Here is a 26725-nt window from a genome sequence, read left to right on the forward strand (position 1 = left end):
TCAAACTCTTCAATTAAAATCGTTTGTGAGAAATAAATTCTCGGCTCAATGAATCTGTACATATAAAACTTGCATTACTTAAAAAGTAAATTTTGTCTTGTGTGTCATCATCATTAAGTTTAGTTTTGCTACCTAAGTAGCTGGTAAAACCAACATCAATGTGAGTGCCCACACAAATTGCATGATAACTACTTGTTAAAGAACTTCTTCAAAACACATTTGCTTGAAGAAAAAGTTAAATCGCATTCGTTTAACTCATTCCGCTTTAGGCCTTGCCCGAAGCGAGATGCGCATTTTACGCACCTGGTTGTTAATGTCAACATTTATTTTGAAAAAAGTTTTAAAAAGTTCAACTCGTTTTCAACTGTTTCATTAACCCGTTCCTGCTCAATCTCTTGACAAAAACGTCGTAAAATAATCTTTTAACCTTTTGTTTAAAACGAAAGCGTTAAAAACATTACTTTACTGCTTTCAACGTTTCCCCTGAAAGCGGATGCGCATTGTAGGCATTTGAGAAAAAGGATCAAGATCTTTTTTCATATTTTTTACTGTTTGTTGGTAAAAACAGCAAATTGTCGATTATTAAAGCTTTTAACTATTTTTAATGGCCATAATTCAATAAAAGAACAGAGTAAAGACCGCCAAGAAACGATAATTGTAAGAAAATTATACAGATTATCTTGCACAATACTAAAAGCTGGGTAACATAGAATCGGCACTGTTTTGATTTTTATATAATAATTATTAGGTATTTCGTATGAAATCTTCTCACATTACTACGCTCATCATAGCTATTGTCCTAGCTGGTATAGCGTTTTTTATCGCTCAATCTATTGAAGTTACCGGAATAATAGCAGCAGCTATTGCATTTATCAGCGCAATTCTTCCGTCACTGTTTATCAGTAAACCTACTTCAGAAGACGAAGCTACTCTTGAAATAAAAACCCTTTATGTTGGTAACTTACCCTACCGAGCAAATGAAGGCGCAGTTAGAGCGCTATTTGCTGAATATGGTCAAGTGCAATCAGTTAGGTTAATGAAAGACAAACAAACCGGAAAAAGAAGAGGTTTTGGTTTTGTCGAAATTTCCGCATCTGATGCTGATCACGTAATTCGAAAACTCAATGATTCTGAGTTTCAACAACGAACATTAAAAGTTCGAGAAGCTAAAGAACGACCAGAAAAGTCCGACGACGAATAAAAGAATCCGCCAATTGGCGGATTTTTTTTATCTTAATTTACGCGCCATCATTAATTTAAGTTATCACGCTCCCTTCGCTATAATTAATTGCCAGCAAGTACTGGACAAAACTGCGTGTAACGATAAAATTCGCGCTTTTATTTTCCCCGATAGATAGGACAACACATGCTCAGTCATATTAATCCCAAGTTTTACGATGCGCAGTTATCAGAAAAAAAACAAAGAATGACTGACTTGTTTGCCAAATTCAATGGACCAGAATTTATTTTGTATTGTTCAGAGCCTTTAAACTATCGACAACGTGCTGAGTTTAGGGTTTGGCATGATGGTGATGATTTGTATTACATCATGTTTGACTCAAGTACCAAGCAAAAATTCAGAGTGGATGAATTTCCTGTTGCTAGCACGCTGATTAATACACTCATGACAGCCTTGATTAAAGAGATTAAAGATTTTCCGATATTAAGAGAGCGCTTATTTCAAGTAGACTTTCTTTCGACATTAAGTGGCGAAGCATTAATCAGTTTGTTATATCATCGCCAGCTTGATGACGAATGGCAAAAAGCGACATCTGTATTACGTGAAAAGCTGTCAACCATTGCACCTGTCGATATTATTGGTAGAGCACGTAAACAAAAAGTCATTATAGACAAAGACTATGTCACGGAAACACTTAATGTTGGTGAAGACGTTTTTCGTTATCAACAAGTTGAAAATAGTTTTACTCAACCTAATGCCAAGGTAAATGAAAAAATGCTGTTATGGGCCCAAGAGGCGACTCAGGGTAAAGGCGGCGATCTTATCGAGCTCTATTGTGGGAATGGCAACTTTAGTATTGCTTTGGCTAAGAATTTTAACCGTGTATTGGGTACTGAAATTTCAAAATCATCGGTGAATTCTGCGCAGTTCAATATTAAAATGAATAACCTGGATAATATCGATATTGTTCGTATGTCGAGTGAGGAATTTAGCCAAGCAATGAACGGTGAGCGAACTTTTCGTCGTTTAGAAGGCTTTGATTTAACGGGTTATGATTATGATACGGTGCTTGTTGACCCTCCGAGAGCAGGTTTAGATCCAGACAGTGTTGAACTTGTAAGCCGTTTTAATGACATTATTTACATTTCATGTAATCCACATACATTAAAAGATAATTTGCAGCACTTAACTAAAACCCATGAGATAAAAGAGCTTGCTCTCTTTGATCAATTTCCTTACACCGACCACGTGGAAACGGGTGTCATACTGACACGAAAAAACTAAGTTTTATGACTTTCTAGGCGTTGACTGAATTCAGCTGCGCCTCGCGCGATAAAACGCAGTTGTTGAATAGTTCGCTCTGAAAGTTGCTCTCGTTCCTTTTTATTCATATCTAAAGCATCTGAACCTGCACTAAAGACAATAGTTACCGCAGCATTGGCTTGCATATATGCAACTTCAGCATTCATCTTATTAGCCTGCTGCAAGTAATCACACAACTCCAAAGTAAAATAACTGATTTCTCTGTTGACCGCGGCACGAAAAGCAGCGGAAGTACCGGAACGTTCTCGCAATAACAATCGGAATATATTGCCGTTATTTTCGATAAACTCCATAAAGGTTAAGACGGAAATTTTAATAACAGAGCCGCCTTTTTCAATTCGCTGTCTTGCTTGGCGCATCAATTGTCGTAGCGTCAAACCCGCTTCATCCACCAGCGTTAAACCTAGTTCATCCATATCACTAAAATGACGGTAAAAAGATGTTGGTGCTAGTCCTGCTTCTTTGGCCACTTCACGTAAACTAAGACTTGAAAAACTGCGTTCACTGCTCAGTTGCCCCAATGCAGCATCAATTAATTGTCGCCTGGTTTTCTCTTTTTGCTGTGCTCTAATACCCGCCATTAATGATGGCTCCTACTCGTTTTCGATCTTGGTCATAATACTGAAATATTCGTGTATTGCTAGTCGCTTAGATTATATCCACTAATTTCTTCACTAAAAATTACCACAAAGCACTTGACTCAAATTACGTCAACATTAAAATAGCGTACATGTGTACACTGAAATATTAAAGATAACTCTGCGGACAACTCAATGAATAAACCTAAAATCATTTGGCTGAATGTCAGCGTATTCCTGATCACCTTCCTTTTTGCTGCCATTGCCGTTCCTTATCGAGCTATAACTCATGGATTTGATAGCGCAGAAATTATTATGGCAATTATTTGTTTTATCTATTGCGGTATGTCAATTACGGCGGGTTATCATAGATTATGGTCCCATAAAACTTATCAAGCCCATTGGTCGCTACGATTACTTTATGCGCTAGGTGGGGCTTTTGCGCTGCAAAACAGTATATTGCATTGGTCTTCTGATCATCGTATACATCACAAACACGTTGATAATAATGATGTCGATCCATATTCAGCAAAACGTGGATTTTGGTATTCACATATCGGTTGGATGTTAAGAGAGTACCAAGCGCATCGTTATAACAATTATGACAATGTAAGAGATTTGCAAAAAGACGCTATTGTGATGTGGCAGCATAAGCATTATCTATTGTTAACTGTCTCGCTAAACTTTGGTATTCCATTAGCCTTTGGTATGTGGCATGGTGATGTAATTAGTAGCTTATTACTCGTCGGCTTCTTACGCCTGGTATTGAGCCATCACACCACATTCTTCATCAATTCTTTAGCGCATATATGGGGTAAGCAAACCTACACCGAAAAGAATACAGCTCGAGACAATGGTTTTTTAGCATTTTTCACCTTTGGAGAGGGCTACCACAACTATCATCATATCTTTGAAAATGATTACCGTAATGGCATTCGTTGGTGGCAATTTGACCCAACAAAATGGTTGATAAAGAGTTGTTATTATTTAGGACTGACGCGAAATTTACGCACCAGCCCAGAAGATAAAGTTGAAAAAGCACGCCTAGCTATGGTGTTAAAACGAAAACAACAGAAATTAAAATATCACCCTGACGCTGAACAGCTGCTGCTTAAGCTTCAACAAGAGTACGATGCGCTTATTGTTAGATTGAATGAATTTTACGATGCCAAAAAACAATTACTGGCAGTGAAAAAACAACAACTGGTTGCTGACGTCGAGAAATCTGAGTTGATGAAGCGTTATCAAGAACTTAAGAAGCATCTTCAAGAACAACAACAAAGTTGGCATGGTTTTATTGAAAAATATGCTTAACTGGTGATTAGCTAGTTACCTCTCGCCTAATTCCTGCTACTATTTTTTTAATTTTAGTGTGGAATTAGGATCATTGCTTTGACCAAGAAAAATAATCAAACCGAAACAGATCAGCCTCGCACCACGTTTGACTACGACGCCATCATCATTGGTACAGGCCCCGGCGGAGAAGGGGCTTCGATGGAGCTAGCAAAGAAGAACAAACGCGTTGCCATCATTGAACGTTATAAAGATGTTGGTGGCGGTTGCACTCACTGGGGAACCATTCCTTCTAAAGCATTAAGGCAAAGTGTTTCGCGATTAATCGAATACAATTCAAATCCACTATTTCGACAACATGAAAAAGCAAAGCACTTAACCTTTTCAGATATTTTAAGTCATGCTTCTGCTGTTATTCGCAAGCAAGTTCAATTACGTAGTGGCTTTTATGACAGGAATCGCGTTAGCCATATCGTAGGTGAGGCCTCGTTTATCGATCGCCATAGCTTAAAGATTGTTAAGCCAGATGGTTCAATTGAAACATTAACCGCCGAGCAAATCGTCATCGCTACCGGTTCTCACCCATATCGTCCCAATGATATCAACTTTGACCACCCAAGGATCTATGATTCAGATACTATTTTATCACTGCAACATGATCCTCGCTCTGTGATCATCTATGGTGCAGGTGTTATTGGTAGCGAATATGCGTCAATCTTTAGAGGGTTAAGCGTTAAGGTAGACTTAATTAATACGCGCGATCGCTTGTTGTCATTTCTAGATGACGAAATGTCAGACGCACTCAGCTATCATTTTTGGAACAATGGCGTTGTTATTCGTCATGGTGAACAAATTAAGCGGGTAGAAGCAACAGACGATCATGTTGTGGTTCATTTAGAGTCAGGCAAGAAGATGAAGGCTGACTGCTTATTATGGGCAAATGGCAGAACCGGCAATACTGCCGCACTAAATTTAGAGAACGCCGGCTTAACCGCCGATGGCCGCGGGCAATTAAAGGTTAATGACCATTATCAAACCGCCATCGACAATATCTATGCTGTAGGAGATGTGATTGGTTATCCAAGCCTCGCCAGTGCAGCCTATGATCAAGGTCGTTTGGCTGCATCAGCAATGCTGGATAATAAGAGTACCGCCAAGTTAATTGCCGATATTCCAACGGGTATCTACACTATCCCTGAAATAAGTTCAGTCGGCAAAACTGAACAGGAGTTAACGGAAGCTAAAATTCCTTATGAAGTTGGACGTTCTCAATTTAAACATCTCGCCAGAGCACAAATAGCGAACAGCTTAGTCGGTTCTCTGAAAATTCTTTTCCATCGAGAAACTAAGGAAATATTAGGTATCCATTGCTTCGGTGAAAATGCCGCGGAGATCATTCATATTGGTCAGGCAATAATGCAACAAAAAGGTAAGGGCAATACGATAGAATACTTTGTCAATACTACCTTTAACTACCCAACCATGGCAGAAGCATTTCGCGTTGCGGCATTAAATGGCTTAAACCGCCTATTTTAGTTAGCTAAAATTACCATGGGTAAATAGTATTTAGCGAGCCAGTCACAGAAAAGCTTGGGTGTTACTGGCATTGGCAGAGATTTAAAACGAAACCTTAGCGAAAACTGTTGTTTATCATTAAAAAAGGAGCATTAGCTCCTGTTTTAATGATTGGCGATTATTTTGGTTATTTATGATAAGGCTGACTTAATCGACGCACCGCATCGATAAAATAACCCGCATGCTCAGGATTAACATCTGGATGAATGCCATGCCCAAGGTTAAATACATGACCGGTACCCGTATCGCCAAAGCCAGCCAAGATTTTAGCCACTTCCTGTTCAATGCGCTCTTTAGGCGCATAAAGCATTGAAGGGTCCATATTACCTTGTAACGCTACCTTATCACCAACTCTGGCTTTAGCGTCTTCAATATCGATAGTCCAATCAAGACCTACCGCGTCACAACCTGTTGCAGCAATAGACTCTAACCACATGCCACCATTTTTAGTAAACAAAGTTACCGGAACGGTACGACCATCAGCGTGGCGAGTTAACCCATCAACAATTTTCGCCATATACTGTAAAGAAAATTCTTGATAATCACGTGGTGATAAAACCCCACCCCAGGTGTCAAATACCATCACCGATTGCGCACCATTCGCGATTTGGGCGTTGAGATAACTGATCACCGATTCTGCTAACTTGTCTAATAACATATGCAAAGTTTGTGGCTCAGCAAACATCATTTTTTTAATTTTTGTAAAGGCTTTTGAGCTGCCACCTTCAACCATATAGGTAGCCAATGTCCAAGGGCTACCAGAAAAACCAATTAATGGCACTTCACCTTTAAGCTCTCGACGAATTGTCTTTACCGCGTTCATCACGTAACCCAATTCATCTTCAGGATCAGGAACGGCAATTTTTTCAACATCTGCTTTTGATAAAATTGGTCGTTCAAATTTTGGACCTTCACCGGTTTCAAAATAAAGCCCTAATCCCATTGCATCGGGAATGGTTAAAATATCACTGAATAAAATTGCCGCATCTAATGGAAAACGACGTAAAGGTTGCAAGGTAACCTCACATGCAAACTCTGCATCACGACACAATGACATGAAATCACCTGCGTTGGCTCTTACTTCACGATATTCAGGTAAATAGCGCCCTGCTTGTCTCATCATCCATACTGGGGTGTAATCTACAGGTTGACGCATTAGTGCGCGAAGGTAAGTGTCGTTTTTCAATTCAGTCATTGACCAGATTCCAATAATTAAAGTGCGCGCATTCTAACAATTAAATTTTTTTTGATCCATGTTCTACATCAAAACTTATTGTGAATTCAAAATACAATTTTCGCTTATCATGATAATCGCTTTGTATGTCATAGCATTAAAAAAAACGTTGCCTTTATGTTAAGAAATTTAGAATTTAATACGAAAAAAGTCGTGGTATAAATGCTCTAATAAAGTTGTTGCATGGCTAAAAATGCTTTGCTATAAAATACCCCGCGCTAGTTAAGAAGATAACTAAAAAGAAGCTAGATAATAACTAGACCATACAGCGAGCATTTCAGGCCTTACCTTTTGGTAAGGCTTTTTTATTACCAAAGTTTCCCCACGAACGCACGGACATCCTATTAAACTAATTTATCAAAAAGCGAGGGGCGCCTCTTCAGATTTAATTGTCCTGACTTTCATCAGTTAATTGCTCCTTTAGTCTACTAATTATTCCCTTTTCACGATTAATTAGAGAATTATATTTATTAGTAACAGCAATCATTTCTTGGCTTAATGCATCCTGATAAATAGCTCCCGCTAGGTTGTTATTTGCATAAGTTGTTCTTACTTTTAACAATTCAACTTCTTTTTTCATCTTATTGGTGTACATGCTGATTTTAGCTTCATGTCGTCTGATCTTTCGCTTCAGGATAAATGACTGTGTGTTGTCACTTTTGACTTGGTTACTATGCGTATTAAGTTGCTCCTTTGGTCGCCCTCCAACAACATTCGCACTCTCTACAGTTAGTTTTTCTTCATTTACACCACAGGGTATTTGACTATAAGTGGTAACGCCATCTACTTCACACTGATATACCTCAGAGGCTCCTATGGAAGAAGAAAACGTTATAATATAAAGAAATGTAAAATTCCAATGCACTTTCATACACAATCATCCTTAATTTTTAATGTAATGCCGATACAACTATATAACAAAAAAAAATACAATATCCCTCTTCAAAAAACAAAGCCACTTCACAGAGGAAATACATTTATAAGCAAAAATTCTACAATTTTTCAGGCTTAATAGTAAAAACGTATACTAAATCTGGGATAAAGAGCTTTGCTTTTAAGCACTCACTTCGCTCTTTCCTTTAATACAGAAAGTTTTTAGATGTACATTGTATTAAAACCGCTCATCACTCTCTTGAGCCCGCTGAAAGCGAATGGTTTGCTGATCACTGGTCAGCAACACAGTCTCTATTTCAGAGGCATCATCAGATAGTTGCAACAATCCGATACCACTCTGATTAACTAAGGTACTTCGAGCAGGTTTACCAGCTAACATCGGTTTGCGTACCTTAACTTTCATACCACGGCGCTTAGTAAACCAATTTAGCGGTGAGTAGCTGGCATATAAAAAGCGGTTTAGCCGCTCAAACCATAACAATAACTTAGCAGGAAACTGGTTTTTAATGCCGCTACAAGTTACTTGCAATATTTTAGAACTACTGCGTTTAAAGCGGTGAGTGACCTCATAGACAAAAGAGTAATGGACATCGCCGGAGAGAATTATAAAGTTCGGCGGCGTTTTTGCGTGACGAAAAATATTTAACATGACATTAGCGGTACCTTTGTGAGCCATCCAGTTTTCGGCATCAACCATCAGCGGCTGACCAAAAAAGGTAAATATCCGCTGTACAGTTTCAATCAATTTCACGCCATAAATCGGCGCGGCTGACACCAGAATAACACTTGGCTCATTGATTAGCTCTTGTTGTAATTCAGACAGCGCTTCCCAATCCATTAGCCCTGAAGGTTTACCCGCATTGCTTTCCGAGCGCCAACGCCGAGTACGGGTATCAAGAACTATCATTTTAGGTGACGTTGCTAAACTGTAATGCCACTGTTGCCAATTAAGCATGATTTCAATGAATTCATCGAGAGATTGGTAACCTTGTTCGGAAAAATATTGATGATGCTTTTCAGTGATGTCACCGAAGTTATCCGGTGCATTCCCCCACCCTTGGCAAAAATAATAGCCAATAAGGGCATTACCAATAATACGTTTTGAAAATGGGTGATTGTAGGCGGCTTCTTCCCAACCTCGGGTTAAGTTCCAATCATCGGTAACGTCATGATCATCAAAAATCATATACACAGGCAAATGCGCCAGCACCCTTTTAACGTTGGCTAAGCCGTTAACAAACGACTCAATCGATGCCTTTTCCTTTTGGTACAACGCAAGATGCGGCTCTGCGATCGCATGTTTAGATAAATCAACGCGTTTCCACAGTTCATCAGACCACACTAACATATACATTGCCAGTACCTCTGCCAAGGTCACTAGATGGTTTTTCGCATTAACAGAGGTAAAAATAGGTTTTTTGCTGGCAGCAAAAAATTTGTCATACAATACTTTATTAGCGGAATTGTAGGGCAGCAATTTATCACGCTGATAATAGCAATAAGGACTTTCAAATAACGCTTGGCTGTTATTAGCCTGAGCACCTTGCCAGCTTTCTTCATAGAGCCCTAATAGCTCAATAACTTGATGGATAGCGACAATCATCGGCCCAGAAACATCATCGGTATAAACCTGATCACCAGACATCACCAGCAGGTTAGGCCTTAGCTCTGGCTTAATTAAGCACTCACTTACATGTTCATCTAGTCTAACTAAAGCATCGTCACTATCGCAATGCGGTTTTCGACAGGAGCCATGAGCGACCGAATGCAAGGTACTATTAATAATAAAGCTTGGATAATCCTGTTCTGCGTAGCAAATCTCAGGCATCAACTCGACTAAACGTTGTTGTTTTTGCTCATGCTGTAAAAGCAGATCGTAGTAAAGTACCTGTTTAACGGGTAAAGGCTTATCGAGTTTAATCGAGAGTAGATTAATAAACGCTCGCTCACCAACTTGCACTTGATTGACCTGCTCTGGCAACAGCTGCTGGTCAAAAAGTGGTTGAGAACCACCTAGTGCCTGTAACCAAAAGCCAAACTGAAAAGGCTTACTGGTCACCAACCACAGCGTTATTTGATTTGGTGTCACATGACGCAAAATGGGCCCAGCTATAATCGCTGGCAATTGAGCTACATTCAATTCACTATGTCCAATACTAATTTATTTTTAGGTAAAGATGTTATCGTCTTGCCCTGCTTACAATCAACCTTTATAAACTCGCTTTTCTTTTTAAACCAATATATCTTTGCTTTTAACAATATTTCTTCAACAACATTATGCGAAACAAAATAATTATCCGACTGTTGGCTTTACTAACGCTATCTTTCCCGCCTCTGAGTTATGCACTGAGTAAATTAGGACATCAACTCGTGTGTCAGCTTAGTTATGACTTATTACCTGCCCAATCACAAAAAGAGATTGACGGCATTCTTAGTACGTTATCGAAAGCGGAAGTGACATTAATTAACCAATATAATTATCAAAAGGGCGACGCTATCGTTAATTTTGCCAGTGCCTGCACCTGGGCCGATGCAATCAAGAGAGATAGTCAATATGACCGTTACAAATCATGGCACTTTATTAATGTGCCTAGAAACCAAGCGAAAATAACAGCAAGATCTTGTCAGCAAAACTGCCTCACTCAAGCAATCATTTTTCATGCTAGGCAATTAAAACAGGCAAAATCGATAAAAGAGAGAAAAGAAGCACTTTTGTTTTTGGGGCATTGGCTTGGTGATATCCATCAACCTCTACACGTTTCTTATGCCAGTGACTTAGGCGGAAGCAAAGTCAAGGTTGTGCCAAAGTTTGGCCGTTGTAATAACCTCCATTGGTACTGGGATCAATGCTTACTCTATATCGAAAAGCTACCCGTTGACTCAACACCTTTTGCCTACCTTTACCAACAGTTAAAGCACTTGGATTTATTGTCCGCTCAATCAGTGTGGCAGGAAGGGCATGTCTATCAGTGGGCTAGCGAATCAATCTCATTGGTTCGCAGTCAAAGGTTTCAATACTGCACGTTAGCGGGGGAGTTTTGTAAAAGTAAAGATGAACAAGCGATAGTTATCACTGAAGGTTATCATCAACACTATCAGGACGTACTTCTTAAAAGAATTCATCTCGCCGCGCAACGATTATCAAATATTTTGCGTTATACTTTATAAAAACGTAACAAATCATAGAAAAAGAAAAGGCTTTGCAATGCAAAGCCTTTTTTATCATCAATAAACAAAGGTCTACAGACCCAAGTCAATGACCAATTATTTTTCACCTAACTCTTGCGGAGCTTCTGGTTTTTGAATCTCAAGTAATTCAATTTCAAACTCTAATACCGAGTTACCAGGAATGCGTGGTGGATTACCATTTGGACCGTAAGCTAGGTCTGATGGAATAGTAAACTTATACTTAGAACCAACTGGCATTAATTGAACACCTTCTGTCCAACCTGAGATAACACGATTTAATGGAAACTCAGCTGGTTGACCGCGCTCTACAGAACTATCGAAAACTTCACCATTTAAGAAAGTACCAGTGTAGTGAACTTTAACGGTATCAGTAGCCGCTGGCTTGTCACCGCTACCTTCAGTGATCACAGAATATTGAAGGCCCGATTCAGTGACTTGAACGCCTTCTTTCTTAGCATTCTCTTTTAAATATTTTTGACCTTCTGCTAAGCTTTGCTCTGCCGCTAACTTAATTTGCTCTTGTTGCTTAGTTTTCATCGTTTGATCTAAGCTCATAAGTAACGTCTGAATTTCTTCTTGTTCGATTACTGATTTGTCAGCCAAGCTATCCATAAAACCACGAACGATAAGATCTTGGTCTAAAGTGACACCTAACTTCTCTTGCTCAGCTAAGTTGCGTGTCATGTACATACCAATTGACGCACCTAAGCCATAAGCTTGCTTTTGAATTTCAGTATCTAATACCGGCGCTTTTTCTTCTTGTTTTGCTTCTTGTTGACAACCAACCATTGAAACTAACGCAATTGCCACTAGCGTGGGTTTAAACAATTTCATTTAATTCTCCGTTAAAACCAGCCGTGCAATCTTATTTCACGACCTTCAATTATTTTGGTAATGGTATACATTACTTGTAAAAGGCACTTATACTAACGATAAATGAACCGAGAAAAAAGCATTAATCGATTGGAATTTAGTAAGCACGCTTTTCGCCCGCTAATTTGGGCTGTCTTTGCCTTGACATCAATTGCCTGCCAACCCGTTGCAGAGCAACCTATCCAGCGCTGGCAACATGCTGGAGAGGCCGCTTATGCTGCAGATATATCGTATGATGCAAAATATAGTGTTGTTTCCTCAGTGCATCATGGAATCAACCTCTGGGATCTCGAAAGCAACACGTTAAAATACAATTGGTCTCAACAACAAGATGACGCCGATAATTTGGTTCTCGCCTTAGATATTGCTTATGACAATAGCCATGTACTCGCCGCAAGTCGCAGTAACTTTTCAATTTGGAGTATTGAAAGTGGCGAGGCTATCGGTTTTTGGAAAATAAGCGACTCAACGATTCGCGACGTTGCACTGGCCAATAACGCTAATTCATTGTTACTTGGTCAAGCAGACGGGAAAGTCATTCACCTTTCGCCAAAAACGGGGCGTAGACTCGAATTTCTAGGCCATAGCGAAAAAGTTAATTCGGTTGATTTACTGCCCAATGGTCGCATCGCATTATCTGGTGGCAATGACTTTATCGCCTATGTGTGGGATACACAAACAGGACAAGTGATTTATCGCTTTAATCATCCTAGTCGAGTCACGTATGTCGCTATCGATTCAAAAGGACGTTTTGCCTTTACCGCAGATAGCAAAAAATCCGCGAATATATGGAGCTTAAAAACTGGAGAATTGATCAGTCAGCTTCATTTTAGCAATCGACAAGAAGTTTTTAGCGCGGTTACTTTTTCAGATGATGGCTTATTTGTGGCAACAGGTGCGCCATCTCGAAAAGTCAGTATTTGGGATTTACATACCGGCAAGCGCCTGAGAAGTTGGCGTGTCACCCCTAAAAAAGGTACTCGTCCCGCCGGCGCAGTTGTTTATGCTATCGCTTTTAGCGATAATGCCCACATTATTACTGAATCTTCCTCTGGGTACGCTGAATTATGGCCGATAAGCCAATAGACCTAACCATCGAATATCTTGAAAGTAAAATAGAAACGCTAGAGTCTCGTAACGCTTTTCAAGATGATGTTATTGAACAATTAAATCATGAACTCGCCATTCATCAATCGCAAATAGGTGAATTAAAGGCACAATTACAGTTACTGGCAAAACGAATTAAAGAATCTAATCAACAAACAGGTATCAGCAGACCTGAAGATGAACCACCGCCGCCACATTATTAGAAACCGTTCTAAATTTAAGGTTTGAAGACGCCGATCACCTGTTCGTTTGCTCTAACTTCCTTTTCGACTTGCTGTTCTGGTTGCGTCATTTTTTCACCACAACTAACACAGGTAACGGTTTCAATATTGTTTTCTTTGGTCAGAGCCATGGTATCCATTGCCTGACATTTGGGGCAAATAGCCCCTGCGATAAATCGTTTTTTCACACTAATCATTATAATTTATAAGCCTAGCCCTCATTTTACCTTGAAAGCAAGGGGGTGTAAAAGCGACAATAGTACCCAGCGTAGTTTTTCAAGGAAATATATGATCATTGCAACTGATTTAAGTTTAGACCGCGGGGTAAAAAACCTCATTAATCAGTCAAACTTTACCATTCATTCCAACCATAAAGTCGGATTAGTAGGTGCTAATGGTTGTGGTAAATCATCGTTGTTCGCCGCTTTGTTAGGTCAATTGCAACCTGATGCAGGAGATCTAACACTTCCAACAAGCTGGAAAATTGCCACCGTAAAACAAGAAACCCCGGCACTGGAATGCTCAGCGCTAGACTATGTTATCGATGGCGACAAAGAATACCGACAATTAGAAAGCGCACTTGAGCAAGCTAGAGCTGACCAAGATGGTAACAAAGAAGCCACGATATTAAATCAAATCGATACCATTCATGGTTATAGTCTTCCTGCAAGGGCAGGTGAATTGCTTCACGGTTTAGGTTTTTTACAAGATCAACTTACACAACCCGTTAAAAGCTTCTCTGGTGGTTGGCGAATGCGCTTGAACTTAGCACAAGCATTAATTAGCAGAGCCGATTTGCTGCTGCTAGATGAACCGACTAACCATTTAGATCTCGACGCGGTAATTTGGTTACAGCGATGGTTAAAGCGCTTTACTGGCACCTTGGTCTTAATATCTCATGACCGAGATTTTCTGGATGATGTCGTTGGACAAATCTTACATATCGAACGTCAGCAAGCGAAATTATACTCTGGCAACTATAGCTCATTTGAGCGACAAAGAGCTGAGCAACTTGCGCAGCAAGAAGCCCAATATCAAAAGCAACAAAAAGAAGTCGCTCACTTAACCGCATTTGTTGACCGTTTTAGAGCTAAAGCCAGTAAAGCTAAACAAGCTCAAAGCCGTTTAAAGCGCTTACAAAAATTACCAGATTTAGCGCCAGCTCATGTTGATAGTCAATTCACCTTTCAATTTGAAGCGCCCGAACATATGCCATACCCGCTACTGTCGCTCGACAACGTTGATTGCGGCTATGGTGAGCATATTAAAATTTTAGAACAGGTTTCATTAACCTTAGTCCCTGGTAGCCGTATCGGATTGTTGGGGCGTAACGGGGCGGGTAAATCTACGCTAATTAAAACACTTGCCGGTGACATTCATTCGCTTTCAGGACAGCGCTACTGTGCCCAAGAGCTTAGAATCGGCTATTTTTCTCAACACCAACTAGAGCAGTTGCACGCAAGCTCAAATGGTGTCGAGCATATTTTAAGAGCCAAACCTGAATATGGTGAACTGCAAGCAAGAAGCTTTCTTGGTCGTTTTGGGTTTAGTGGTGACCAAGCTCTCGATCCAGTTGCTACCATGTCAGGGGGTGAAAAAGCGCGTTTAGTTTTAGCACTTATCGTGTTAGAAAAACCGCAATTATTGTTACTCGATGAACCCACCAACCATCTCGATTTGGAAATGCGCCAAGCGCTTGTTTTAGCGTTACAAGATTTTGATGGCGCAATCATCCTAATTGCACATGACCGCTATTTATTGGAATCATGTGTCGATGAATTTTACTTGGTTGGCAATGGCAAAGTTATCGACTTTGATGGTGATATTGATGACTACCAGCAATGGTTAAACGACGATAAAAAATCCATTGTTAAATCAACAAAATCTTCTCCTACTGTTACCATTGATAAGAAACAATTGCGCCAGCAACAAGCTAATTTGAGACAACAAGCAGCACCTCTTAAAAAAGCAGCCACTAAGTTAGAAAATCAGTTAAGTGATTTACAAAACGAACTAGAGACAGTGGAGCATATCTTAGCCGATAGTGAAATCTATCAGTCTGAACACAAAGATAAACTATCAGCGTATCTCAAGCAGCAGGCTACGTTAAAACAATCAATTGAATCTGTTGAAACTGAATGGTTAGCGTTAGAAGAGAAAATTGAAGAAATCATGTCACAAAGCTAGGTGAAAAATCTAATGCTTTGCTACACTTAGGCTAACAACAAGATAATATTTTCAGTTGATGTTATCAAACTAATGCAGAGAGATGGGAATTCCAATGAAAACAATATCACTAGCGGCGCTATCACTGGCTCTTGTATTAAACCTACCTGCACAAGCTTTTGACGGTGATTATGAACTCGGCATGTTTGAACTTAATCGTGGAGAGTTCAAAGCAGCAATCGCTCAATTTACTCCGTTACTTGAAGAAGAGTATGCTCCAGCTCAATACCAAATGGGGCAAATTTATCTTAACGGCTATGGCGTATCAAAAGACCCTCAAAAGGCGGTTGAGTTAATTACTAAGGCTGCAATGCAGAATTACCCCGAGGCTCTTTTTAACTTGTCTGTTATGCATTCAGAAGGAACCTTGGTACAAAAAGATCTCAAAGCTGCTTTTGAATACATGAAGAAAGCCGCGGATAAAAATTTACCAAGCGCACAGTTTAACCTCGGCGTTATGTATGCTAATGGTGAAGGGGTGCCAAAGGACAGCTACCGGGCGGTTCGCTGGTATGAAAAAGCTGCACGACAAAACTACCCACTAGCTCAGTTCAACCTTGCTTTGATGTATTTTGAAGGAAATGGCGTAAAACCAAGCGTTATTGAGTCTTATATTTGGAACACCATTGCTGCAAAAAGTGGTTACGAACCCGCGATAAAAAGTCGTGATATGGATGAGCGCAAGTTAAGTATTGAAGATATCAAAGAAGCAAGAGCTGCAGCCGAGAAACGATATCAACAAATATTGGTGCAAGTAGACTTACGCACTAAAATGTTGTCCGAGAATAGCTTTTAAGTACTTTATTGATCCTGATCACGCTTTTAATATAGCCCCTTAATTACAATAGTTTCAGTAAATTTATCGAACTTTGTAATTAAGGAATTTCGCATGAACTTTTTTAACATGTTACTCAATGATCCTGTGGTTTATATTTCTATCATCGGCCTTTTAGTCGTCCTCGGCATATGCAGTTACTATGTTTACTTTTTTATGAAACATATCGCAGAAGATAAACAATAACGGTTAGACCCTAAGCGCATATTGGGCAAAAAAACGCTAACAAATTACAATTAAATTTCACCTAATTACAACCATCTGCTTGAGAGAAGCAGAATTAACCCTGCAAAAATTAGAGCCTCAGTCATAGATCTGCTAGAATTAGTGTTAGGTCTTTGCAACTTGAAGGACAACACTGTGGCTCTAACCATTACACAAAACAGCAATGCTATCAGCACACTTAACAACATTAACGAAAACCGAAAAGCTGAAGATGAAAAGCTCGCATCAGGTACTCGTATTAACCGAGCCTCTGACGATGCCGCTGGTTTGCAAATTACAGAAAGACTGACCACTGAGATTAATGAAGCTGAACAGCGTAGTGTTAATGTTCAAGACCAAATCAATCAAAACAACACCACTGAAACTGGTCTAACGGCCATTAATGAAAACCTGCAAAGAGCAAATCAGCTATCGATTCAATCCGCCAACGGCAGAAATGACAATAGCGCGATACAACAAGAGCTTGACCAAATTACCGAGCAGGTTAATTTGCTAGCGGAGGAAGTCCTTGGAAGCGGCGGCTTTGTTAGCGGTTTAGATGCCAATGACCCACAAGCCACGCAACAAGCAATTAGTGATGCGTTAACAACAATCACTCAATCTAACTCAAATTTAGGGGCAAATAGTAATACCCTTGCTAGCCTTGGCAGCACCTATCAAACAGCGCAAGTAAATACCACACAAGGACGCTCAACAATAGAAGATACCGATTATGGAGCCGTGACTTCTAGCGAACAACGCAACCAATTGCTTCTTCAAACGGCAATAACCAATAAGAAAGATGAAGAAACTCGCAAAGGTTTGTTAGTTAATCAATTGGTATAGCTAGCCAGCAATAAATCGAGAGTTATAAAGTACACTTTGCTATAGTATCGATTTTTAGACGGAACCGTAGTTTGCAAACGAAAGATTTTACACCAGCATGGTGGCTTCCCAGCGCCCACTTACAAACCATGGCAGCAAAATGGCTTCGCAGACATCAACACATTACCACATATCGGGAAGTTGTTGAGACTCCTGATCACGATCACCTTGAGTTAGCTTGGACAGAGATCCCGCAAAGAGATACACAAAAGCCGATGGTGATTTTACTACATGGGCTCGAAGGCTCTGTCGATAGTCACTATATCAAAGGGATGCTGCAGGCAATTTCCGATAAAGGTTGGATTGGTGTATTAATGCACTTTAGAGGATGTGGGCAGTATCCCAATAAGCACGGTCGTTCTTATCACAGCGGTGATACAACAGATATCAGTTACTGCTATCAACTACTGTCAAAAAGATACCCGTTGACAAAAAAAATGATGATAGGCTTTTCCTTAGGAGGGAATGTCTTAGCAAAATTTTTAGCACAATCAAACGACGTTGACCTTTGCGCTGCTGCGATTATCTGCGCGCCACTCGATCTTGCTAGTTGTAGTAAGCGTATTAATGTTGGCTTGTCTAAGATCTACCAAAAATACTTGTTAGATATGCTTAAACATAGTGCGCGAGAAAAAATAAAGCGTCAGCTTGTTACCCATATAGAAAGCTCAACACTTGAACAAATCAATACCATGTGGGATTTTGACCATCATTACACAGCACCTGTTAATGGCTTTTCCAGCGCCGAAGATTACTATCAAAGGGCGAGTAGTAAACCTTTACTTGAAAAGATTACAACCCCATGTTTAATCATTCACGCCAAAGATGACCCCTTTTTATGCCATCGAAGCATCTGTCAAAACCTAACATTGAGTGAGCATATCTCTTTTGAAATACTCAAGCGAGGTGGTCATGTCGGTTTTATTGAAGGCAATAGCCCTTTAAAGCCAGAATATTGGCTTGAAAAACGTATTCCATTATTTTTACAACAATATTTAAACTAAGAGACGTTATGATCATTCCTTATCAATCTTTAGCATCGACAACACTTGAGAATATCATTGAGTCATACATTTTACGCGAGGGTACAGACTATGGTGAATTAGAATGTTCCCTCGACGACAAAAAAGCCCAACTTAGACATCAAATTAAACAGGGTGAGATTGTTATCGTTTATTCAGAGCTTCATGAAACAATAAATTTACTCCCTAAGCAGCAATTTAACCAATCAGGGAGCCAACACGTCGATTAGTCTGAATGTGCTCGAAAGTGCAGTGCGAAACTAACTGGCACGGTCTGACCAATACTCGTTAATCCGGCTAACTCTTGTAATTTTTTGATACCATCAACGAGCTCAAAATCCGAAGCTTTTACCAGAACTGGCGCTGTACTAACAACGGTAAAGCTATTCTCTGATAATGGCGTCAGTAAATAGTCAATGGCTATCGTTTTGACTTGTCCATGCAATGAAAGCTCGCCTTGCAATGTCCCTCTCTTAATCTGCCCTACTTGCATGTCTTTTAACAAACTTTTCATCGATTGCGCTGACGTAAACTGCGCTTGGGTGTATTTTTCGACGTCAAACAAGAATTCTTTCATGCGAGTGTCACGAATAGCGATCCCAGTATCAACACTACTCAAATCGATAGTGAACGCTAATTTTCCGTCAGCATTAACGTTACTTTCAAACGCTCTAAATTGATGGTGTTCAACAACATGCTCTTTCTTTGTTGAGGAAAAATGAATACTTGAGTTCTCTTTGACTAATTGCCATTTTGCAAAAGCGTCCAATGGTAAAGTGACAAGTAAAATGACGCTTAACGCGATAAAGTTTTTCATAAAAAGTCCTATTTGAGTTAAACAATTAATAAGGAAGTTACCTACCTAAGGTATTGTCAACGCCTTGCTTGGTGGGGTTTAATAACGCGTTGCCAAGGAATTTCACTCGTCCCTAGTGAGATAAAATCAGGATTAAGCAAGCTTTCACGTCGATTATAGGATAGTGGTAAAAATTCACTGTCAATAATCGTTCCGCCAGCCTGCTCCAATATGCACTGACTCGCCCCAGTATCCCATTCACCGGTTGGACCAATGCGCAGATAGCAATCGGCTCCACCTTCTGCAATCAAGCAATTTTTAAGCGAACAGCTACCCAAGGCGATATATTCAAAATCAAACGATTTTTCTAAATATTGCCCCATCAAGCTTAATTCTTGTCGGCGACTAATAGCGACTTTAATTTTTCGCTCGCCATCATAGGGGCTCACATGAATGCGATGACTTCCTAGGTTATCTTCTTTAAATGCGCCTTTATCTTTTTGAGCAAAATATGTCAGCTGATGATGAGGAGCATGGATAACACCAATAACAGGCCAACCATCCTCTATTAGCGCAATATTTACTGCAAAATCACCACTACCAATAATAAACTCACCTGTTCCATCTATTGGATCGAGCAACCAGTAGCGTTGCCAACTTTTACGCTCTGAAAGTGGCAGCGCACCAACTTCCTCGGAAATTATAGGTATTTCAGGGGTCAAGCGTTTCAGCTCATTCATAATAACATTATTAGCTGCAATATCAGCGCTGGTTACCGGACTGTCATCATCCTTAACTTCAGCGGTATAGTTGCCTTTGTGGTAATACTGAGCAACTTTTTTACCGGCTTTTTTGCTGGTACTTATCGCGATATCTAACAAGTCATCTAATGTCATTACTTTCCTCTAAGCTGATCAACGACAAGCATCAACGCGGCTATACTGCGCGCTTCTTGAAAGTCATCTCGTGCTAATAATTCCATATAATCTGATATTTTCCAAGGCACGATATCAAGCGGCTCTGGCTCATCCCCAGGGAGTCTTTCTTGATATAAACTTTTACCTAGATAGATTTTCATAAAACCAGAAAAAAAAGCCGGAGCCATAGCAACCGATTTAAGCAAGGTTAACGAGTCTGCTCCATAACCAATTTCTTCTTTTAGTTCGCGATTGGCTGCTTGCTCTGCAGCTTCGCCTTGGTCTATCAAACCTTTAGGAAAGCCTAGCTCATAACTATGAGTGCCGGCACAATATTCCCTAACCAGTAGCATTGTCTCATCATCTAGCATAGGCACAACCATCACCGCACCTCGGCCACTGCCTTCCATACGCTCATAGTCTCGCTCGGCTCCATTACTGAATGTCAACGCCAACTGTTCAATGCTAAACAATTTACTTTTAGCAACATTCTTACGCTGGCGAATTATCGGTAATGTCTTGTTTTGTTCCATAAAAATCGTCGCATGTCGTGAAGGCTCTTTATCAATTTAATACAATTGATTAAGCTTGTTCGGTATACTTTCTATAATAAGTCGTTTTAGTAGAAGAAATCTATGCTTGATTGGTCAAAAATTACAACAGTTTTACTCGATATGGACGGTACCATTTTAGATTTACACTATGATAACCATTTTTGGTTGGAGTATCTGCCTAAGCGATACAGCGAAATGGCCAATATGAGTTTTGCGCAAGCACAACAAAACTTAGTTGAGCATTATGAACGAGTTCAAGGGACAATTGCCTGGTATTGCCTAGATTACTGGGCTGAGCAAACTAAGCTGCCTATTGTCGAGTTAAAAAAAGAAATCGCACACTTAATTAGTTTAAGAGAGGATGCCAAGGCCTTTTTAATCGCCTTAAAAAAGAGTGGCCGAGACATAGTGTTAGTGACTAACGCTCATCCAAAAAGCTTATCATTAAAAATTGAACGTACACAATTAGATCAATACTTTGATACCTTATATTCTACTCACGAATTCGGAGTAACCAAGGAATCACAAGCACTATGGCAAAAACTACAAGCCCATCATGGTTTTGCAAAAGAGCGCTGTCTTTTTGTTGATGATAGCCCGACAATCCTCGAATCAGCTCAACGTTTTGGTATCGGTCAATTGCTTGCTGTCGCAAACCCAGATAGCAAACGTCCTAATCAAGAGATCACAGGTTTTGAGACAGTGACTGACTTCACCACCTTAATCCCTGCACTTCACTTAGAAAGCTAAACGATATCGCCCTTGTCGATCGGGTTGACCAAGAAATGGCAGTATTTGACTAATTGCGGGCGGTAAGTTATCCGAAGGCATCAAAAAGCCTTGCCCTTTCAATTGATTTTTTGCGCCCAAAGTGGCGGTAAAGGTAACACCGAGCTGATTGTTATCATCTAATTTAGCCATTAGTTCACCTTTATCACAACTTAAAATGGCACTAAGCCCACCCAGCTCGACGGTTTCATCCATCGCTTTAAAACCTGCTTTTGACCATTGAACTTGCCCGCGCATTGTTTGGCATACTGGTTGTCCAAATTGGAACTCTTCAACAGCTAAGGCCACTGAATTTTTGGCGACAACAGGTATAGGTAGCGGTAAATGTTTTGCTACTTCATTTGCCGACACTAACATCTCAAGTTGGCTTATTTTTATCTCTGACATCAAATGAGATATTTCAAACTTACCTTCAGGACCTGGCATTAACGCATCGCCAAAGGTTACTACTGCTGAAGGATTGAGCAAAAAAATAGAAAGAGGACTCACATCAACATTCACACGGTTAATCACGATGTTATTGACCGACACTTGCGCAATTTGGCTATTCCAAACCGTTCCTTCAATTTGTCCTATTGAAATATTTTTAGGTAATGATAGTTGGTTAACAATAAAACTTGCCGGCATTAAGGCAATTAATGAAAACAGATAAACACCACTAAACACCACATAAGGTAACCATTTTTTCATTAAGCTTTTCCTAACTGTAAACGACGCACACGTACTTCGCCTGCACTATCACCACTATCTAAATCAATATTCTTAATCACTAACCCTTGCTGATTAGCCAACCCTTCAAGCCATTGCAATAGTACATTAAAAGCGACATTTTCTATCCATACTTGTAAGTCATCCCCTTGAGGCTGAATACGCGTAATCGTTATGCCTGTTCTGGCTGCCGCTTGATTAACAATACTTGATATACTACCGCTACTGACTGGTCGTTTCTGACCACCCGAGAGCGCTTGATAGCGAGCAATTTCTTGATTCATCCAAGTAAAAAGCTCTTGCTGGTTTTCAATTTTCTGTTGGTATTTTTCGACACTTTGATTAAGTGGTAACCAAATTGCCTGATACAGAATAAAAATAATAACAAACACACCTAAGGCGGAAACTAATTGTTGTTCACGCTGATTAAGCCCTAACCACCATGCTTTCATGAGCGTCCTCCTTTCTTATTTTCAATAATGCTAAAGGAGCCTGAGATAACGTCACCTTGATTGTTTTGAGCTCCCTGCGACACAGTAAACTGCTGCTGTTCAAGTGCTCGTTTAAATTTTTCAAACTCTTGATAACCTTTTGCGGTCGCCTGCAAACGAAGTTCATTTCGTTTGCCATCAAACTTTATTGATTCTGGCTTTAATTCAGGCACCTCTGCAAATGCAGGTTGCAACTGAGTTAACATCGTTAAGAAATCAGCGGAATCTTGGCTACCACCAATGTCGGACATCTTACGCTTAAGTTGTGACCGCAGTGTCGTTATCCGAACACGCTTAGTTTCTGGAAACGCCTGTTTATAACGCTCAACAATCGTTTGCTCTAACTGAGCTTGTTGACTGCTCAGTTGCCAGACCGTTACACCTTTGTACATCACATTGAGTAAAACAGCAGCGCAGCATACCGAAGCCGCTACTAACCATGATTTTAACGCTGGAGATGTTTTATCTTTTACTTTGTATTGTTCTTGCAACAAATTGAAAGGTGTTTCCTGCCAATGGGCAGCAAGCAACGCCATCGGCAGTTCTTCAGGTAGTGCGGTTAACTGAATGGCAGCGTCAGTCTGCGGTAATACACTGTAATGCTTAATTTCGGATTGTTGATTCTCTCCCTCGGGTTGCATCAATGCTGAAGACACAATTGGCCATAAGTTACAATCCACTGTGTAGGCATCCCAAGATGATTTTCTCAGTAAAACCTGCTCTCCCAATTGAACTGCAGTCCATGCTTCGTTATCGATTGGCATCGCTAACATATCAGGCAACATAATACGTGTTTTTAAATTGGCTTTATCGAGCCATTCGAGCCAAGTATCCATTTGGTGCTTGTCGACGGCAGCAACAAAGCAATTATGGTCGCTAGCATTATCATTTAGCTTGGCATAGGCAAAAAACAAACTATCAACATCTTGCGCCAAATCGTCTTCAAGCATATAGGGCACGGCAAGTTTAACGGCTCTTGCTGACTTTGCAGGTACATTGAGTTTTTTTAAGGTGACGTCGCTGCCAGGTACAAAAACGACTACCTTACGCTGTAGCGCTTTATCACTCAATTGTTCTAAAGCTGCAGCATTAGGAAGCTCGCCACTGGCGATAATATCTTGCTCTGTAGAAGAGTTTATCATCCAATGTATTGGGCTATCCGCCTGACTGGCTAATCTAATATATAAAGTTTCCGCCATATTAATTACGTCCTATCGTGCGGCTTACAACGTTAACCTGTTCGTTATTGGTAATCGTCATTATTGAATTCATTGCAAAATAACTTTCATTGAATTTTGCAGAGGCCTTTAAAGTAAAATATTCACTATCCACAACAAACTGTTGCTTTAATTCGTCTTTCAAATTGAGTTTGCTAACAGAAGGTAGATTGAAAAAATCTTCAATATTTTCAAAACCTTCCTCTTTTCTATCCGTTAATAATGTTTCAGCATCAACTCGATTAATATTGAGTAATGCTTGTAACAGCTGAGGCTGATCTGACTTTAGGGTATTAATGTTAATCTCATGGCGACTGTCACCTGGCAATATGCAAACATATGGCCTTAACGCCTCAATAATCTCTGGCGTAAAATGCTCAATCACTCTTAACTCATTGACACTAACCATTAAGCTATTTGCCGCCAAATAAGGATGTGCCTTACCAGCATAATCATTATCTTCAGCTCCGCCTATATTGGTTAAATTACCATCAGAATCTAACCAGTCGGTTAATGCATCAGCTAACATTTCTACTTCAAAGCTAGATGAACCGATACCTTCGATATCCAGTGATAATACCAATCGTTCAAACGCTTCTCTAGCCTGATTTTTTGTTGGTCTTGAACCATTACCATCTTCATTACTTTGTAGAGCATTTAAATTTAAACACGAATGTAAATCAATTATTTCACCGCTAATTTGCCCATTCTCAACGGGATAACTTGTTTCGCCCTGCGCCCATATCTGTTGCAAGTGAGTAAAATTCGACTCATCTTTAAACGACGTAATCAGGACTCTTTTAGCGAAAGCCTCAGCTCCCATCGCATACCAATAAGCCTGCTGATTAAACGCGATATTGGTGGTTCGCTGAATTTGTAATTGTAATCTTGCAAGCATCTGTGTCGCAATAATAGCAGCAAGCGCAACAAGCAACATTACGGTGATCAAAGCGACACCACTGTTTTTATCTTTCACTGTCATCACCTCGTTCACTGCTTTGAGGTTGGCCATTGGCTATGAGAAACTTTCGAGAAATATTTCCTAAATCTTTAGTATCGATATTGACCCAAATCGCTTGTGGCAATACATCATCTTTCAATTGCTTCTGCCATTTTTTTTGGTAAAAAAACTCAAAGGTCATCGAATCAACATGGGTTATCAATGGCCGAATAATCGGCTCTTGACCGACAACGCTATCGACAAAATTGTAATGAAGACGTTGCAAGGTATCTTCAACTAGGCGATAAGCCACCGCTTGGACGTCTGAGCGCGGTAGTATTAACCCAGGATTAGTCCAACCATTACGTACAAACGCCAAAGCATTACTATCATTGCTATAACTGTCAAAGCCATTGTGTAGGTATTGACTACTTGGCTCCTCACCCTCGAAACGAATTTTTCTTGGTGCTAACTGAATAATATCACGCTCTATAACCATCCACGCTCGTTGGATCTCATTTAGGCGTTCCATTTGGGTTTTGGAGGTTTGCTCACTTTTTAAAACACCATCAAAAAGGCTGTAACTGGCCAAACTTACCAACGCAAAAATAGCGACAGCAACCAATACTTCAAGTAAAGTAAACCCTTGTACCAAATGCTTTTTCCATCGACTCATTGGACACCACCTGGCTTAGATACATAAGTCATTAAGCTAGTAAGTGCCAACTTTTCTTTCTCATTAAGTCGAACTTCAATCACAATAGCACGCATATTATTATCATTGGTTTCAAGCACTTTTTGTTGCCAAAACCATTGATGACCTGCCATTTCTACTTGCCCCTTGATATTATTTTTAGGCGGCCATTGTTGCGATAAGTTTGCTTCAACTAATTGATCTGACGCCACCCAGTCAGCATAAGTTTTCTGCTCGAGTGCGGATAGTTGCATTAAATGGGTATCTGAGGAGCTTAACAGCGCTAGACCTGCAATTGAGAATATTGCCATTGCCAATAATACTTCAATTAACGTAAACCCCGATAAAAAGTGCTTACGACTCATTACGGTATTCACCATCTATAATCGGGCCTTTAACCTCTAACGGTGTCGTATACTGACCTATGACTTGGTAAGTAATTTCTTGCTCAAATTGAACTGAGTGATGATAAGCAAACGTCAAGGTAAATGGGGTAATGTCGCCACCTGATAAAATATAAACTTGCGGAATGATTGGTTTGTCTTCTTGCTCATCCAAGGTAAAGTCATCATCATCTGGTTCAAAGAGTTCACGATCAATGAGTGCGTTTTCATCTGGAGCCAAGTCATCAAAACTGACAGTGATTTTCATCTTTTCTGGCAGCTGATAAGCTGAAAATCCATCTGCGTTAGGCAGCTCTACCCACTGAGTTCCATCATAACCAACAAACTGATAACTATTTTCTTGAATAACAAGCCCGAGCTCGACATTGTTAAGCAAACCATATTGAGCGGCGAGATCAAAAATGCCCGCAAAGCGGACACTTTCTTGCTGAAGCTGCGTTTCAGGTTTATTGCTTTCAAAACTAAACTGAACGGCGGCAACCATAAGGCCAACAACAACAATCACTAATAGCACCTCTATTAGCGTAAAGCCTGTCGTCCTAAGAACTTGTCGAGATTCTTTTATCATTACCGCGC

Annotated in this window: 30 protein-coding genes; 14 read left to right on the forward strand and 16 right to left on the reverse strand. The window is 40.0% G+C overall.

Translation table 11 applies throughout. The annotated features are described in order from the left end of the window. Positions 1-757 precede the first annotated feature (757 nt). Positions 758-1201, forward strand: coding sequence for an RNA recognition motif domain-containing protein (locus ACSLUH_RS17450; protein ID WP_448569381.1), 444 nt, complete (start codon positions 758-760; stop codon positions 1199-1201). Positions 1202-1366: 165 nt separating this feature from the next. Then, complete coding sequence (trmA, locus tag ACSLUH_RS17455; protein ID WP_448569383.1) at positions 1367-2464, forward strand: tRNA (uridine(54)-C5)-methyltransferase TrmA; 1098 nt, start codon at positions 1367-1369, stop codon at positions 2462-2464. Here trmA and fabR read toward each other — a convergent pair. Next, entirely contained in the window at positions 2461-3084 is a 624-nt protein-coding gene (gene fabR, locus ACSLUH_RS17460) for an HTH-type transcriptional repressor FabR (protein ID WP_448569385.1), read from the reverse strand. The genes trmA and fabR overlap by 4 nt on opposite strands. 192 nt (positions 3085-3276) lie before the next feature. Here fabR and ACSLUH_RS17465 point away from each other — a divergent pair, with 192 nt between their 5' ends. Then, a complete protein-coding gene (locus ACSLUH_RS17465) occupies positions 3277-4395 on the forward strand; it encodes a fatty acid desaturase (protein WP_448569387.1) in 1119 nt (372 codons plus the stop codon). Positions 4396-4473: 78 nt separating this feature from the next. Next, complete coding sequence (gene sthA, locus ACSLUH_RS17470; protein ID WP_448569389.1) at positions 4474-5910, forward strand: Si-specific NAD(P)(+) transhydrogenase; 1437 nt, start codon at positions 4474-4476, stop codon at positions 5908-5910. A 166-nt stretch (positions 5911-6076) separates the two neighbouring features. On the opposite strand, the gene hemE is transcribed toward sthA, so the two are convergent. The 3 genes from hemE to ACSLUH_RS17485 form a co-directional block, all read right to left on the reverse strand. Further along, positions 6077-7144, reverse strand: coding sequence for a uroporphyrinogen decarboxylase (hemE, locus tag ACSLUH_RS17475; protein WP_448569391.1), 1068 nt, complete (start codon positions 7142-7144; stop codon positions 6077-6079). 424 nt (positions 7145-7568) lie between these two features. Beyond that, positions 7569-8054, reverse strand: a complete 486-nt coding sequence (locus tag ACSLUH_RS17480) for a hypothetical protein (protein WP_448569393.1) — start codon at positions 8052-8054, stop codon at positions 7569-7571. Positions 8055-8294: 240 nt separating this feature from the next. After that, entirely contained in the window at positions 8295-10217 is a 1923-nt protein-coding gene (locus tag ACSLUH_RS17485) for a metallophosphoesterase family protein (RefSeq protein WP_448569395.1), read from the reverse strand. A gap of 137 nt (positions 10218-10354) precedes the next feature. Between ACSLUH_RS17485 and ACSLUH_RS17490 the strand changes: the two genes are divergently transcribed. Continuing rightward, complete coding sequence (locus tag ACSLUH_RS17490) at positions 10355-11245, forward strand: S1/P1 nuclease (RefSeq protein WP_448569397.1); 891 nt, start codon at positions 10355-10357, stop codon at positions 11243-11245. A 96-nt stretch (positions 11246-11341) separates the two neighbouring features. Here the strand turns inward: ACSLUH_RS17490 and fkpA are convergent, their stop codons facing one another. Then, on the reverse strand, positions 11342-12100 hold the full coding sequence (gene fkpA, locus ACSLUH_RS17495; protein WP_448569399.1) for an FKBP-type peptidyl-prolyl cis-trans isomerase: 759 nt from the start codon (positions 12098-12100) through the stop codon (positions 11342-11344). A 102-nt stretch (positions 12101-12202) separates the two neighbouring features. Between fkpA and ACSLUH_RS17500 the strand changes: the two genes are divergently transcribed. Both ACSLUH_RS17500 and ACSLUH_RS17505 read left to right on the forward strand, forming a co-directional pair. Next, positions 12203-13225, forward strand: a complete 1023-nt coding sequence (locus tag ACSLUH_RS17500; protein WP_448569401.1) for a WD40 repeat domain-containing protein — start codon at positions 12203-12205, stop codon at positions 13223-13225. Next, positions 13207-13449, forward strand: a complete 243-nt coding sequence (locus tag ACSLUH_RS17505) for a SlyX family protein (RefSeq protein ID WP_448569403.1) — start codon at positions 13207-13209, stop codon at positions 13447-13449. The genes ACSLUH_RS17500 and ACSLUH_RS17505 overlap by 19 nt, the downstream gene beginning before the upstream one ends. Positions 13450-13463: 14 nt before the next feature. On the opposite strand, the gene ACSLUH_RS17510 is transcribed toward ACSLUH_RS17505, so the two are convergent. Further along, entirely contained in the window at positions 13464-13664 is a 201-nt protein-coding gene (locus tag ACSLUH_RS17510; RefSeq protein ID WP_448569405.1) for a YheV family putative zinc ribbon protein, read from the reverse strand. A gap of 91 nt (positions 13665-13755) precedes the next feature. On the opposite strand from ACSLUH_RS17510, the gene ACSLUH_RS17515 reads away from it, so the two are divergent. From ACSLUH_RS17515 to ACSLUH_RS17540, 6 genes are all read left to right on the forward strand, one after another. Continuing rightward, positions 13756-15654, forward strand: coding sequence for an ATP-binding cassette domain-containing protein (locus ACSLUH_RS17515; protein ID WP_448569407.1), 1899 nt, complete (start codon positions 13756-13758; stop codon positions 15652-15654). 94 nt (positions 15655-15748) lie between these two features. After that, entirely contained in the window at positions 15749-16489 is a 741-nt protein-coding gene (locus ACSLUH_RS17520; RefSeq protein WP_448569409.1) for a tetratricopeptide repeat protein, read from the forward strand. A gap of 93 nt (positions 16490-16582) precedes the next feature. Further along, a complete protein-coding gene (locus ACSLUH_RS17525) occupies positions 16583-16714 on the forward strand; it encodes a DUF3149 domain-containing protein (RefSeq protein WP_448569411.1) in 132 nt (43 codons plus the stop codon). A 174-nt stretch (positions 16715-16888) separates the two neighbouring features. After that, the gene (locus ACSLUH_RS17530) at positions 16889-17578 is read left to right on the forward strand and encodes a flagellin (RefSeq protein ID WP_448569413.1); all 690 of its coding nucleotides are present in this window, start codon (positions 16889-16891) and stop codon (positions 17576-17578) included. Positions 17579-17649: 71 nt separating this feature from the next. Continuing rightward, positions 17650-18621 (forward strand): hydrolase, encoded by a 972-nt coding sequence (locus ACSLUH_RS17535; protein ID WP_448569415.1) that lies wholly within the window; start codon positions 17650-17652, stop codon positions 18619-18621. 8 nt (positions 18622-18629) lie between these two features. After that, entirely contained in the window at positions 18630-18869 is a 240-nt protein-coding gene (locus tag ACSLUH_RS17540) for a YheU family protein (RefSeq protein ID WP_448569417.1), read from the forward strand. Here the strand turns inward: ACSLUH_RS17540 and ACSLUH_RS17545 are convergent. From ACSLUH_RS17545 to nudE, 3 genes are read right to left on the reverse strand one after another with little or no spacing between them, the layout of a single operon-like run. Continuing rightward, positions 18866-19456: a YceI family protein gene (locus ACSLUH_RS17545; RefSeq protein ID WP_448569419.1), complete on the reverse strand. Its 591-nt coding sequence runs from the start codon at positions 19454-19456 to the stop codon at positions 18866-18868. The genes ACSLUH_RS17540 and ACSLUH_RS17545 overlap by 4 nt on opposite strands. A 56-nt stretch (positions 19457-19512) precedes the next feature. Beyond that, a complete protein-coding gene (cysQ, locus tag ACSLUH_RS17550) occupies positions 19513-20331 on the reverse strand; it encodes a 3'(2'),5'-bisphosphate nucleotidase CysQ (RefSeq protein WP_448569421.1) in 819 nt (272 codons plus the stop codon). Next, positions 20331-20885 (reverse strand): ADP compounds hydrolase NudE, encoded by a 555-nt coding sequence (gene nudE / locus ACSLUH_RS17555; RefSeq protein WP_448569423.1) that lies wholly within the window; start codon positions 20883-20885, stop codon positions 20331-20333. The genes cysQ and nudE overlap by 1 nt, the downstream gene beginning before the upstream one ends. A gap of 102 nt (positions 20886-20987) precedes the next feature. On the opposite strand from nudE, the gene yrfG reads away from it, so the two are divergent. Then, positions 20988-21656 carry a GMP/IMP nucleotidase gene (gene yrfG, locus ACSLUH_RS17560; protein ID WP_448569425.1) on the forward strand — a complete coding sequence of 223 codons (669 nt, stop codon included), beginning with the start codon at positions 20988-20990 and terminating at the stop codon, positions 21654-21656. Here yrfG and gspN read toward each other — a convergent pair. Genes gspN through gspH form a run of 7 tightly spaced genes read right to left on the reverse strand, consistent with a single transcriptional unit; the run spans position 21645 to position 26717 of the window. Continuing rightward, positions 21645-22385 carry a type II secretion system protein N gene (gene gspN / locus ACSLUH_RS17565; protein WP_448569427.1) on the reverse strand — a complete coding sequence of 247 codons (741 nt, stop codon included), beginning with the start codon at positions 22383-22385 and terminating at the stop codon, positions 21645-21647. The two genes, yrfG and gspN, sit on opposite strands and share 12 nt — an antisense overlap. Next, complete coding sequence (locus ACSLUH_RS17570; RefSeq protein ID WP_448569429.1) at positions 22385-22855, reverse strand: type II secretion system protein M; 471 nt, start codon at positions 22853-22855, stop codon at positions 22385-22387. The genes gspN and ACSLUH_RS17570 overlap by 1 nt, the downstream gene beginning before the upstream one ends. Next, positions 22852-24093, reverse strand: coding sequence for a type II secretion system protein GspL (gene gspL, locus ACSLUH_RS17575; RefSeq protein WP_448569431.1), 1242 nt, complete (start codon positions 24091-24093; stop codon positions 22852-22854). The genes ACSLUH_RS17570 and gspL overlap by 4 nt, the downstream gene beginning before the upstream one ends. A 1-nt stretch (position 24094) precedes the next feature. Then, the gene (gspK, locus tag ACSLUH_RS17580; protein WP_448569484.1) at positions 24095-25093 is read right to left on the reverse strand and encodes a type II secretion system minor pseudopilin GspK; all 999 of its coding nucleotides are present in this window, start codon (positions 25091-25093) and stop codon (positions 24095-24097) included. After that, the gene (gspJ, locus tag ACSLUH_RS17585; protein ID WP_448569433.1) at positions 25077-25727 is read right to left on the reverse strand and encodes a type II secretion system minor pseudopilin GspJ; all 651 of its coding nucleotides are present in this window, start codon (positions 25725-25727) and stop codon (positions 25077-25079) included. The genes gspK and gspJ overlap by 17 nt, the downstream gene beginning before the upstream one ends. Next, a complete protein-coding gene (gspI, locus tag ACSLUH_RS17590) occupies positions 25724-26110 on the reverse strand; it encodes a type II secretion system minor pseudopilin GspI (RefSeq protein ID WP_448569435.1) in 387 nt (128 codons plus the stop codon). Before gspI ends, gspJ begins: the two co-directional genes overlap by 4 nt. Then, complete coding sequence (gene gspH, locus ACSLUH_RS17595; RefSeq protein ID WP_448569437.1) at positions 26100-26717, reverse strand: type II secretion system minor pseudopilin GspH; 618 nt, start codon at positions 26715-26717, stop codon at positions 26100-26102. Before gspH ends, gspI begins: the two co-directional genes overlap by 11 nt. Positions 26718-26725 lie beyond the last annotated feature (8 nt).

The sequence above is a fragment of the Thalassotalea ganghwensis genome (genome assembly GCF_053485795.1).